This is a genomic window from Neobacillus cucumis (assembly GCF_002860255.1).
Taxonomy (GTDB): Bacteria; Bacillota; Bacilli; order Bacillales; family Cytobacillaceae; genus Neobacillus; species Neobacillus cucumis_A.
This window is the reverse complement of record NZ_PGVE01000041.1, coordinates 80,049-92,064: the sequence shown is the minus strand read 5'-3', so window position 1 is coordinate 92,064 and position 12,016 is coordinate 80,049. Positions and strand designations below refer to the sequence as shown.

At 38.0% G+C, this 12,016-nt stretch carries 13 protein-coding genes; 2 read left to right on the top strand and 11 right to left on the bottom strand.

Features of this window, described 5'->3' with window-relative positions:
* The first annotated feature begins 113 nt into the window (after nucleotides 1–113).
* Both CVD27_RS10310 and CVD27_RS10305 read left to right on the top strand, forming a co-directional pair.
* Complete coding sequence (locus CVD27_RS10310; protein WP_374703064.1) at nucleotides 114–1,256, top strand: ROK family protein; 1,143 nt, start codon at nucleotides 114–116, stop codon at nucleotides 1,254–1,256.
* A 108-nt stretch (nucleotides 1,257–1,364) separates the two neighbouring features.
* Nucleotides 1,365–1,790: an EamA family transporter gene (locus CVD27_RS10305; protein WP_101647823.1), complete on the top strand. Its 426-nt coding sequence runs from the start codon at nucleotides 1,365–1,367 to the stop codon at nucleotides 1,788–1,790.
* Between the two features lie 145 nt (nucleotides 1,791–1,935).
* Here the strand turns inward: CVD27_RS10305 and CVD27_RS10300 are convergent, their stop codons facing one another.
* The 11 genes from CVD27_RS10300 to CVD27_RS10250 form a co-directional block, all read right to left on the bottom strand.
* The gene (locus tag CVD27_RS10300; RefSeq protein WP_101647822.1) at nucleotides 1,936–2,145 is read right to left on the bottom strand and encodes a Fur-regulated basic protein FbpA; all 210 of its coding nucleotides are present in this window, start codon (nucleotides 2,143–2,145) and stop codon (nucleotides 1,936–1,938) included.
* 81 nt (nucleotides 2,146–2,226) lie between these two features.
* On the bottom strand, nucleotides 2,227–2,736 hold the full coding sequence (locus CVD27_RS10295) for a GNAT family N-acetyltransferase (protein ID WP_101647821.1): 510 nt from the start codon (nucleotides 2,734–2,736) through the stop codon (nucleotides 2,227–2,229).
* A gap of 26 nt (nucleotides 2,737–2,762) precedes the next feature.
* Nucleotides 2,763–3,533, bottom strand: a complete 771-nt coding sequence (locus tag CVD27_RS10290; protein ID WP_101647820.1) for an amino acid ABC transporter ATP-binding protein — start codon at nucleotides 3,531–3,533, stop codon at nucleotides 2,763–2,765.
* On the bottom strand, nucleotides 3,530–4,240 hold the full coding sequence (locus tag CVD27_RS10285; protein WP_101647819.1) for an amino acid ABC transporter permease: 711 nt from the start codon (nucleotides 4,238–4,240) through the stop codon (nucleotides 3,530–3,532). The genes CVD27_RS10290 and CVD27_RS10285 overlap by 4 nt, the downstream gene beginning before the upstream one ends.
* Nucleotides 4,241–4,259: 19 nt before the next feature.
* Nucleotides 4,260–4,967, bottom strand: coding sequence for an amino acid ABC transporter permease (locus CVD27_RS10280; RefSeq protein WP_101647818.1), 708 nt, complete (start codon nucleotides 4,965–4,967; stop codon nucleotides 4,260–4,262).
* A gap of 22 nt (nucleotides 4,968–4,989) precedes the next feature.
* Nucleotides 4,990–5,826: a transporter substrate-binding domain-containing protein gene (locus CVD27_RS10275; RefSeq protein WP_101647817.1), complete on the bottom strand. Its 837-nt coding sequence runs from the start codon at nucleotides 5,824–5,826 to the stop codon at nucleotides 4,990–4,992.
* 121 nt (nucleotides 5,827–5,947) lie between these two features.
* Nucleotides 5,948–6,226 carry a glutaredoxin family protein gene (locus CVD27_RS10270; RefSeq protein ID WP_101647816.1) on the bottom strand — a complete coding sequence of 93 codons (279 nt, stop codon included), beginning with the start codon at nucleotides 6,224–6,226 and terminating at the stop codon, nucleotides 5,948–5,950.
* Nucleotides 6,227–6,438: 212 nt separating this feature from the next.
* Nucleotides 6,439–7,773 carry an LLM class flavin-dependent oxidoreductase gene (locus CVD27_RS10265; RefSeq protein ID WP_101647815.1) on the bottom strand — a complete coding sequence of 445 codons (1,335 nt, stop codon included), beginning with the start codon at nucleotides 7,771–7,773 and terminating at the stop codon, nucleotides 6,439–6,441.
* Between the two features lie 165 nt (nucleotides 7,774–7,938).
* A complete protein-coding gene (locus CVD27_RS10260; RefSeq protein WP_101647814.1) occupies nucleotides 7,939–8,997 on the bottom strand; it encodes an LLM class flavin-dependent oxidoreductase in 1,059 nt (352 codons plus the stop codon).
* A 90-nt stretch (nucleotides 8,998–9,087) separates the two neighbouring features.
* A complete protein-coding gene (locus CVD27_RS10255; protein ID WP_101647813.1) occupies nucleotides 9,088–11,109 on the bottom strand; it encodes an ABC transporter ATP-binding protein in 2,022 nt (673 codons plus the stop codon).
* A gap of 13 nt (nucleotides 11,110–11,122) precedes the next feature.
* Nucleotides 11,123–12,004, bottom strand: coding sequence for an ABC transporter permease (locus CVD27_RS10250; protein ID WP_101647812.1), 882 nt, complete (start codon nucleotides 12,002–12,004; stop codon nucleotides 11,123–11,125).
* Nucleotides 12,005–12,016 lie beyond the last annotated feature (12 nt).

Here is a 12,016-nt window from a genome sequence, read left to right as displayed (position 1 = left end):
GTATCTCCGTTTTGAATTGGATTATAATGATATAATGCAAATAAAAAGTTTACCTAACTTAATTGGGACGCCATACAAAAAGAGGTGTGAAGATCGTGATAACTGCTGATCAAATGCTAGTAAAAAAGATTAATCAAAAGCTTATTTTAAATGAAATTGTTGCCAATTCCCCTATATCACGGGCAAAAATATCTGAAACCACAGGATTAAATAAATCTACTGTTTCTTCACAGGTTAATGCCTTGCTCGAAAAAAATCTAATATTCGAAATTGGGCAAGGACAATCAAGCGGCGGTAGAAAGCCTGTTATGCTGGTTTTCAACAAAAATGCAGGATATTCCATTGGTATTGATATTGGGGTGGATTTTATCAATTGCATTTTAACCGATTTAAAAGGAACTATTGTTTTTGAGGATAATCAAAAATTAGAAAATCAATCTTCTGAAGAAATTAAGGAAGTTTTACTTTTAAAAATAAAAAACCTAATTGCTCAAATGCCCGATTCTCCCTACGGATTAACTGGTATCGGTGTTTGTGTGCCGGGTCTAGTAAATACAGACCAAAAAATTATCTTTACTCCTAACTTGGACTGGAATTATGACCTTGACTTAAAAGCTGTAATCGAGCAAGAATTTAAAGTACCTGTTTTTATAGAAAATGAAGCAAATGCAGGAGCAAATGGAGAAAAAGAATTTGGAGCTGCGAAAAATTATGAAAACCTTGTCTATGTAAGCGTACAAACAGGTATTGGGGTCGGTATTATTATTAATAATGACCTTTATAGAGGGGTCAAAGGTTATGCCGGTGAAATGGGCCATCTAACCATCGACTTGAATGGACTTAAATGCAGTTGTGGAAATCGGGGCTGCTGGGAATTATATGCCTCCGAAAGGGCATTATTTAAATCATTACCAAAGAATCATCAAGAAATGCTATCCCATCAAGATATCATTCATCTTGCTAACCAAAATAATCCAGAAATTCTAATGGCACTGCAAAACTTCGGCTATTACCTCGGTATAGGATTAACCAGTATTCTAAATACATTTAATCCACAAGCTGTGATTATTCGTAACCACATCGTAGAATCCTTGCCCATGGTTTTAAACTCTATCAAAAATTCTGTAGCATCAAGAACCTATCAACAATTAGAAAACAATTATCAACTATTAACTTCTACATTAGGAAAAAACGCACCCGCATTAGGTGCCAGCTCCATCGCAATCGGGAAATTTTTAGAATCGTTTACTGCTTAAAAATTTTTATTCAAACGCAAAGCGGGATAATTCACTTTGCGTTTTTTTATTTTTTGCTGTGATAAGCTATAATAAAAAAAGATAAAAATTGGAAGAAGGTTGTCTACCATGTCTTGGTTAATATTTGCCATTTTATCTGCTGTATCAGCTGCTTTGGTTTCGATCTTTGGTAAAATCGGATTACAGAATATTGATGCCAATACGGCTACTGCCATTCGTTCAGTCATCATGGCACTATTTTTAATCGGAGTGGTTTTATTTCAAGGGAATTTAGGGAAAATTCCTGAGATTATTGGGCAAAGGAAAGCATTATTATTTATTGTCCTTAGTGGACTCGCTGGTGCCACTTCATGGTTATTTTACTTTTTAGCCTTAAAAACAGGAAAAGTTTCGCAGGTAGGTCCAATTGATAAACTAAGTGTTGTTATAGCAACCATTTTAGCGATCATCTTTTTTGGAGAAAAGCTTAGCTTCGTAAATGGAATTGGAGTTGCATTAATTGCAATTGGCGTAATTTTAACTGCATTACATTAACCTTTTACAGTCTCAAGCGTATCTATTTGTGGCCTTTAAAAAAGAGGCAACCCATTGCCTCTTTTTTAAAGGGAGCTTTATACAGTTAACAGGGAAGGCTTAAAACTATTTAATGAAGTAACTAATCGATTCTTGGCCTCAGAATCTAATTCAATTTCTTATTTGTCAATTTGATAGAGTCAAAATTATAATGTGGATGTTGGATAGATTTGAAAGACTTATATTCATTTTCTAGATCGGTTAATGATAACTCAAAAAGATGCTTATCTTCTTTTTTATAAACATCTAAAGTAATCAATTTTTCGATTAATTTTTTACGTTTATTTTCCACCGCATCCCGAAGAATATTCCCCATCCGAATCACTCCTATTTATAGATTTCATTTATAGAGCTGACTCATCAACAGTAAATTTAGGATGATGCCAAAGGTCCCTTCTTATAAATCATATCGATAGCATTTCACTAGAACATCAGTGTTATAGAATTCCTTCTTTTGGTCCCGTTTAAAACCTAACCATTTATACAAGCGAATCGCCTTTTGCATTTTATCACCTGTATGCAAATACAATGCTTTTGCACCCTGAGACTTCGCAAACTCCAGACCAGCTTTTATTAGTTCTTGTGCGATACCGCGTCCCCGTGCCTCTGGGTGAACAGCCAATAGACGAATAATCGGAGAGAAAATCTGTAATTCTGGTCTTTGATACGCCTTTTCAGAAGTGAGAAATAATTGTAAGGTACCGAGAATCCTGTCATCACTTTTAGCAATCAATATTTTTTCTACATTTGGATTATCAACAGATGCCTCTATATTTGTTAAGTAGTCCTTCCACACCTGGGGATTTTTATATTCATACTCATACTGTTGATAACTCTCGACTAATAATTGCCGTACCGCTTCTTTTTCTTTTTCTAGTAATTCTTCTATAATAATTTGGTTTATCACCGTTTAGCCTCCTTTTCTAAATTGAGTTAATTCACCTGCTCTTTTAACTGAGTAAAGAATGATTCACCTGATACCCGTTGTAAGAATCGACGAGTTCGATCTTCTTTTGGTGCGTTAAAAATCTCTAGCGGGGTCCCTTCCTCTACTATTACTCCTCCATCCATAAACAACACACGATCAGATACTTCTTTAGCAAAACTCATTTCATGTGTAACCACCACCATCGTAATACCTTCTCGTGCTATTTCTTTAATAACTGAAAGCACTTCTCCCACTAATTCAGGGTCTAATGCAGACGTTGGCTCATCAAAAAGAATCACTTCTGGATTTAAAGCTAAGGCCCTTGCAATTCCTACCCGCTGCTGCTGTCCTCCTGATAATTGCGATGGATAGTGCTGTAATTTATCAGCTAAGCCCACTTTTTCAAGGACCCGTTCACTTATATTTCTCGCATCCTTTTTCTTCATTTTTTTTGCAACAATTAACCCTTCCATTACATTTTCTAAGACGGTCTTATGAGCAAATAAATTATAGTGCTGAAAAACCATTGCAGATTGTTTTCTTATAGACAACATATCTTTTTTCGTGGCCTTTTCTGCATTGACCTGGATATTGCCTATTTGAACAATTCCCTTTTCTGGTTTTTCTAAGAAATTTAAGCATCGAAGTAAAGTGGTTTTACCTGAACCACTTGGTCCGAGGATCGTCACCACCTCACCTCGATCGATCCTTAGATTAATCCCTTGTAAGACTTGCAATTTGTTAAATGATTTCTTTATTTCTTTTAAAATAATCATGACACGCCTCCTCGACTATACAATGTCACCCGTTTTTCAACGAAAAAAGAAATTCCCTCGACAATAATCGTAAGTCCCCAGTAGATGATTCCTGCAGCGATAAACGCCTCTAAAAATTTTAAGTTAGTTGATGCGACAATATTGGCAGCTCCCGTTACTTCTTTTTCCGAAACAAGAAAAGCAATCGATGACGTGTGCAAGAATCCAACGAAAATATTAGTGAAATTTGGTACAGACTGTGCCAACGCCTGGGGCAAAACAATTCGGACCATCGCTTGAAGTTTAGTCATCCCCATCGAGTAAGCAGCTTCTAATTGACCGGATGAAACACTAATAATCCCTGAGCGAATAATCTCTGATAAATAGGCACCTGCTGCTAATGACAAGGCGGTTAAAACAAACAAAATAATGGGTATTTTGCTAGATTGTATATTTAATTCAAACTTCGATGACACTTGGTCTACGATTAAGGGGATTCCGTAATAAATGACCAAAATATGCATGATAATGGGTGTTCCTCTAAAAAAGGAAACATATCCATTACCAACCTGGTATAGAAACTTCGTTTTATAAATCCTTACGAGTGCCACAACCAATCCAATTATAAAGCCAATAACTAACGGAATAATCGTTAAAATAAGAGTAATTGGCAGAGACTTAATAATTTCTTTAAAGGCCATCCATATAAAAGGAAGATCGATCGTCATGTATATATATACCTCCTTTTTAAGCAGCTGCTGAGATTTCAACTTTTTGATAGCGATTGAAGTATTTTTCTAGGTTTTTAAATATCTTTTCAAATAATAGAACAACAGCATAATAGATGATTGAAAGGGATATATACACTTCCAAAGCGTGTGCGGTTGCAGAAATGAGCGTATCTCCTCTGCCTACCATATCCATCACACCAATAGTAAAAGCAAGGGAAGTATCCTTTAATGAGCCAATAACGGAGTTTGCTACATTCGGAAACGCAATCCGTAAAGCCTGTGGCAAAACAATTCGAAAGAAGTTTTGCCCGCTAGTCATCCCAACTGAATAGGCGGCTTCCGTCTGCCCTTTATCAACGGCGCGGATAGCTCCGCGAAAAATTTCAGAAAATCCGGCTCCATTACTAATCCCATAAGTAATAATCACAAAATAAATGGCATCCAACTTGGAGATATCAATATTGAAAATCATCAAAACAGCGGGTAATCCATAAAAAACAAGAAATAATTGAATTAATATCGGCGTCCCGCGGATAAACGAAACATATAAAATGACCAGTTGATTTAAAAAAGGAATTTTGAACAACCTCGGTATAGCGGCTGCTACACCGAGGATTAGTCCTAGAAAAATAGATACTGCCAAGATCTCGAGAGTTACTCCTAGATAATGAATAAGAGTTGGTATAAACTCGATAATTAGTAAAGGATCAAATGCTTTACCCATTGTTAGAAAACCTCCAAACTAGCTAAAAGCTGACGCTGTAGTCCGCTCCTAACCATTTTTTACTCAATTCACTAACTACTCCTTCTTTTTTCAATTCAACGAGTGCTTCGTCAATTCTCTTTTGCAATGGAGTCTCATCTTTTCTAAGAAGGAAATAAACTTTTGAGTTTAAGAGTGGTTCTCCAACTACTTTTTCCTGGGCATCGACTGACTTATTAAGAAAATCCACGGAAAATGGTGTGGTAATAGTGGCATCTGCTCTGCCTGTTTTTATTTGATTGATCGTAGAATCTGGTCCATTACCTGCATAAACAATTTGTATACCTGCATTATGTTCCTTGTTATACTTTTCGATAAATACGGCCGAGTTACTAGTCGCACTGACGATTACCTTTTTCCCTTTTAAATCCTTGATAGAGTTAATTTCATTGTTATCTTGCTTCACCGTTACATGAAGAGGAAAAATATTATAAGGCTCGGTACTAAATTGAAACTTCTTTTGTCTCTCTTCATTCACTTCCATTTGGTGGGCAATAAAATCGATTTTATTTGTTTCTAGGCTAATTAGCAGATTGGAAAACTCCATTGTTTTAAACTCAAATTTGTATTCTGGCAGTTTCTCATCAATCTTCCTTACTAGTTCCACATCATATCCAGTTAACTTTCCATTCTTATCAATAAAGCAAACATTTGGGAATTGTGTCCCTGTTCCCACGATTATTTTTTGGACCTTCGTTTCTCCATTGGCAGTTTTAGAGTTTGTTTCTGAAGCTTTACTTGTTTCTTGTGAAGAGCATGCCCCAGCCACTAATGATGTTAACATCGTTAATATTAATAGAAATAATTTCTTTTTTTTCATATTTATCCACCCTTATTCACGTTTTTCCATCTCTTCATTCATCTTTAACTAGGGCAGCTAGGTATGTAGTAAAATACTATACTCCTAACTTAGACAAGTAAACACATGAATTTAGTCGGAATTACTTTAATATTTTACTCTTATTAAATTTATCAAGTACATCCTCAATATGTTCGATTCCTATTTTTGTAACAGCCTGATATACTTCACCTTTACCGATCTCAACAACAGGTACATGACGAATGCCATACTTGATTTCCAAAATATCTCTCCTGTCATCATGCTTTGTAACATCAACTGTTTCGTATTTTATTCCTTTATTCTCTAAATATTGTTTTACCTCTCCGCAATAATGACATCCTTCTTTTGCCCAAACGACAACTGATATTTCTTGACTCATCTTATTTTCCTCCTATTATTCCTATTTTTTTTAATAATGGCTCTGTTATATTTGGCTGTTGATTTCCGCTCCAATCAACTGAGTTTAAAAACAACATTATCGGTTAACAGAGTCTTAATAAAAAGGCTCCCCATTAAAGATTTATCATCTTAAAATAGAGAGCCTCTAGTTGACTAGCCGGCAGATAGAATGATCGTAATGATTTTGTTTTATCAATGGGTAATCACCTTTTTTGAATAACGGTTTTCTGGAAATGGAATCCCTAGATTACCACGCAAAGTTTCCGCTTCGTATTCCGTTCTGAATAATCCACGTTCTTGAAGAATCGGCACGACATACTCTACAAAGTCATTCAATCCATTTGGAACCGCTGAACCAATAATAAACCCATCAGCTCCATTTCCTTCAAACCATTCTTGAACTAAATTCGCTACTTTTTCCGGAGTACCAAGAAAAGCGGACCTTGGTGTTGTCTCTCTTAAGGCTACTTGGCGAAGTGTTAAATTTTCTTCCTTAGCTTGCCGTTTAATTCGATTCGTATGACTTTGGAAGCTATTCTTCCCTAAGTCACCCAGGTCAGGGAACGGTTCGTCAAGAGGATATTGCGAGAAATCATGATGCTCGTAATATCGGCCTAAATAATCTAATGCTTTATCGATGGATACTAGATTAGCAATTTCGTGATATTTCCTTTCTGCCTCTTCCTCTGTTGCCCCAATAATTGGTGAAATCCCTGGAAGGATGACGAGCTCATCTGGGTTACGTCCGTAAGCTTTTGCTCTCTCTTTGACATCCTGATAAAATTCTTGAGCCACCTTTAATGTTGGATGACCTGTAAAGATGGCGTCCGCTTCTTTGGCCGCAAGGTTTTTTCCTGCCTCGGAAGAACCAGCTTGAAATATGACCGGTCTGCCTTGCTTAGATCTGCCGATATTCAAAGGACCCTGCACCGAGAAAAATTCCCCTCTGTAGTTCAATGGATGAAGTTTATCTGGGTCAAAAAATACCCCTGTTTCTTTATCCCGGACAAATGCATCATCTTCCCATGAATCCCATAGGCCTTTGGCTATCTGGAGATATTCGTCGGCAATTCGATATCTTTTTGCATGATCCGGATGTTCTTCAATCGTTTTGCTAAAGTTTAGAGCCGTTTTTTCTAATGGTGAGGTAACAACATTCCATCCCGCACGGCCATTACTGATATGGTCAAGGGAAGCAAATTGCCTTGCAACATTAAATGGTTCACTATACGACGTCGATAGGGTTCCCACAAGACCAATTCTTTTTGTGACGGCAGCTAGGGCAGACAAAATCGTCAGAGGTTCAAAACGATTTAAAAAGTGTGGTATAGATTTCTCGTTAATATGCAAGCCATCAGCGATAAAGACCAAGTCGAATTTTCCTTCCTCTGCCTTCTTTGCTTGTTTGGTGTAGTAATCCAAACTCACACTTGCATCTGTTTGGATATCAGAATGCCTCCATCCCTCAATATTTCCTCCCACTCCATGAATGATCACGCCAAATTTTAACTTCTTTTGCTGAGACATGTTAATCCTCCTTTATCCAAGTTATTCGATAGGAATACTTTTTAATTTCTTGTGCTTTATCCTATCACGTAAAGATTGGGAATTCTATACTTTAACTGATAGAAAAAATTATTGTTTATATTCGTAAAAACTATCAAATGAAAAGTGGATGAATCATTAATTTTCCTATGATTTCATTGCAGCTTGTTCAATTTCCCAAACTGTACTTGGAATCTCACGTTTAAGCACGGGAATAACCTCGGCGGCAAATCTCTCCAACTGCTCATTTTGTTCTTCCTTGCTTAAACCTCCAACACTTATACTTTGAACTTGGTGACCAAATGCTTGATGGTATTTTTGAATCTTTTCTATTACATAATCCGCACTTCCTATTAATAAGGATCCATTTTGTACATGATCCTCAAGATCCTTAAATGGTGATTGGTTATGTTTTGACGCATCTGTATTCATATAGACTTCATAATATGGCCGGAAACGGTGAATGGCTTCCTCCGTTGTGTTGGCCAGGTACAAACTGCCTGCCCCTGCACCAATTACTGCTTTATTCGAATCATACCCATAAAATTCGAGACGTTCACGATAATGGTCAATCAATTCTTTGTATTTTGCCATTGGATGAAAGGCATTTGATGAAAAGATTGGCTCTCCAGTTTTAGCTGCAAGCTCAGTAGAAAGTGGACTTGATGCGCTGCCATGCCAAATCGGTATCTGTTTTTGATAGGGCCTTGGTTCTGTTGTTACATTATTTAAAGGTGGACGGTATGTCCCTTCCCAAGAGACATTTTCTTCGTTCCATAAGCGTTTAAGAAGATGATATCGCTCCTCAAGTGAAACCCATTGTTCTTCCTCCGTTATTCCAAATAACGGGTAGTGGCGCGGATCATTGCCTTTTCCTATCATCATCTCCAATCTTCCTCCTGATAGATGATCGAGTGTGGCATACTCCTCCGCTACTCGAACAGGGTCAAGGACGCTCAAAACAGATACGGTTGGCAGCAATCGAATTTTTGAGGTTCTGGCAGCAATTGCAGTTAACATGACAGCTGGTGAAGATGATAAAAATGGAGCACCATGCCGTTCACCTACTCCATAGCCATCATATCCAAGCGATTCTGTAAGAACAGCTTGGTCAATCACCTGTTGTATTCTTTCCTGTTCGGTTAATCTCTCACCTGTCACTCCATTTGGATGATTGCTCATGAGATCAAACACAACAAACTTCATCCTTTAATCCTCCTATTTAAATCTCTGACCATCATATGTTTACAATGGTCATATCATCTTGAGTATCATATAATTTCTTCATCCCGCCATTTATAATGGATGATGGCATGCAGCCCAATGACCTTTAGCCACTTCTCTAAATATTGGCTGTTCTTCTCGGCAACGGGCGGTTGCAGCCGGGCAGCGGGTATGAAATCTGCATCCGGTTGGCGGGCTTGCTGGTGATGGAATTTCCCCACTAAGAGTTATCCGTTCCCTAATGCGCGTGGGATCGGCCATTGGGATCGAACCAATGAGACCTTTTGTATAATGGTGGGCAGGTTGTAAGAACAGCTCATCACTATTAGCTAATTCCACTAATTGACCTAAATACATTACTCCGATTCGATCGGAAATATGGCGAACAATATTTAAACCATGACCGATAAATAAATAAGTTAAATTTCGTTCCCTCTGTATATCCTGCAATAAATTAATAATTTGAGCCTGAACGGAAACATCTAATGCTGATACCGCTTCGTCTGCTAATATAAACTTGGGATTTAGCGCAATAGCTCTAGCAATTGCGATACGCTGACGCTGGCCTCCAGAAAATTCATGTGGATAACGATCGTAACTATTTTTATTTAGCCCAACAATCTCTAATAACTCTTGGACTCTATTATTCCTCTCTTTCACACTCAAGGCTTCATGAACTTGAAGAGGCTCTCCGATAATATCGCCAATTTTCCAGCGGGGATTAACAGAACCATAAGGGTCTTGGTAGATTACTTGCATATCTCTTCTCTTTTCACGTAATTCTCTAGCAGACAATTTTGACAAATCCTGCCCTTGAAAGAATACCTCTCCGCCTGTTGGTATCTCTAATTGTAAGAGAACACGGCCTAACGTCGATTTACCACTGCCTGATTCACCGACCAGACCAAAAGTTTCCCCTTCATGAATATGGAAGGATACGTTATCAACCGCTCTCATAAAGGATGGCTGTCGAGAGAATAGATTCTGCCCAATAGGATAATACTTACTTAACTCTTGAACCTTAAACAATGGTAAACTTGTTCGTTCTGGAAGCTCTTGAACCATTTCTTTTTGCGGCTGGATGCCAACTTTCATTTCTAATCTTTTATCAACGAGTTTTTCTATTATCTCTTCCGCATACCAACAAGCTGTCTGACGATTATTAACTTCCAATAATGGAGGTAACTCACTCTTACAGAGATCCGTAGCAAAGGGGCAGCGGGGATGGAAATGACATCCAGACGGTAAATCAGCTAAGCTTGGAATCGAACCATTAATAGAATATAGTTTTTTGCTCCTATCACTATCTAATGTCGTAATAGATTGTAATAACCCATATGTATAGGGATGATAGGGCTGTTCAAACAATTGCTTCACGTCTGCCTGCTCAACTATCCTGCCAGCATACATTACAATAATTCTGTCTGCCATTTCTGCTGCAACGCCCATATCATGGGTTATTAAGAGGATGGACATGCCCATTTCTTCTTTCAATTCCTGTAGAAGCTGCAATATTTGCGCTTGAATGGTCACATCAAGTGCGGTAGTCGGTTCGTCTGCAATAAGTAAATCTGGATTACAAGCAAGGGCCATCGCTATCATTGCCCGTTGCAGCATTCCTCCGGACAACTCATTTGGATACTGGTTCAAACGAATTTCAGCATCAGAGATACCCACTCGCTTTAGTAAATAAATAGCCCTCTCTTTTGCTCCTAACTTATTGGATTGCTTATGTTCAAGGATGGTTTCTGTGATTTGTTTCCCAATGGTAAAGACAGGGTCAAACGCAGCCATCGGTTCTTGAAAAATCATCGCAATTTTTTTTCCGCGAATGGTACGGAGCTTCTTTTGTGAAAGTTTTGTAAGGTCGATTCCATCGATTACTATACTTCCCTCCCCTATTTCTCCACTCTCGTAATCTATAAGCCTCATAATCGTTTTAGAAGTCACCGTTTTTCCGCTTCCAGACTCTCCAACTATACAAACCGTTTCTCCTTTTTTAATATCTAATGTGACATCTTTAATGGCCGTTAACTTATGATGGCTACCGGTAAAATGAACCTGTAAATCCTTTATTTCAAGTAATTTTTCCATTTTAGTCTCTCCCCTACCTCGTTTTTGGGTCAAAAGAATCGCGAAGTTTATCGCCTATAATATTGATTGAAAGCACAAAAAGAGTAATGGCTAAGCCTGGAAAGGTGGAAATCCACCATGCAACTGTTAAATATCCTCTTCCTTGTGATAACAAGGCTCCCCAATCAGGAATTTCCTTTATGGTCCCAAGACCCAGGAAGCTTAACCCCGAACCAATTAAAATGGATGTTCCAAGACCTATCGTCCCCAAAACAAGAAGTGGAGACCAGGAATTAGGTAAGATATGCCATAGGAATATTCTCCAATTAGGTGTCCCGATGGAACGCGATGCATCCACGAACTTTCTTTTTTTAATACTCATCATTTGGCCTCTCATCACACGTGCATAGCCTGGAATAGCCGATGCCGCTACAGCCAATACAATATTAAATAAACTAGGGCCAAGAGCAGCAGCTATGGCTAAGGCAAGAAGTATGCCAGGAATAGTCATTAAAATATCGATGACCCTCATTAAGATTACATCAACAAAACCGCCGATGTATCCAGCCAGTGCCCCGATACTTCCTCCAATAATTCCACCTATAAGTACAGATGCTACGCCAATAATAAGCGAATCCTGACTTCCATAAATAACGAGACTAAATACGTCCCTGCCAAAATAATCCGTTCCAAACCAATGATCAGCACTTGGCTTACTTAAGATATGCTCTGCATTCATATAAGTGGGTGAAAATGGGGCAATCCACTTTGGAAAGACAGCACATGCAATGATAAAGAGTACAACCACTGTTGATGTGTATAAAAAAAGGTTGGATAGGGAGAAGTTCGTTTTCCTTTTCCTTAAGGTCCATTTGGGAACCCGCAGTGTGGTTTCAACATTAACCATTTCTTTCATTAATATTTCTCC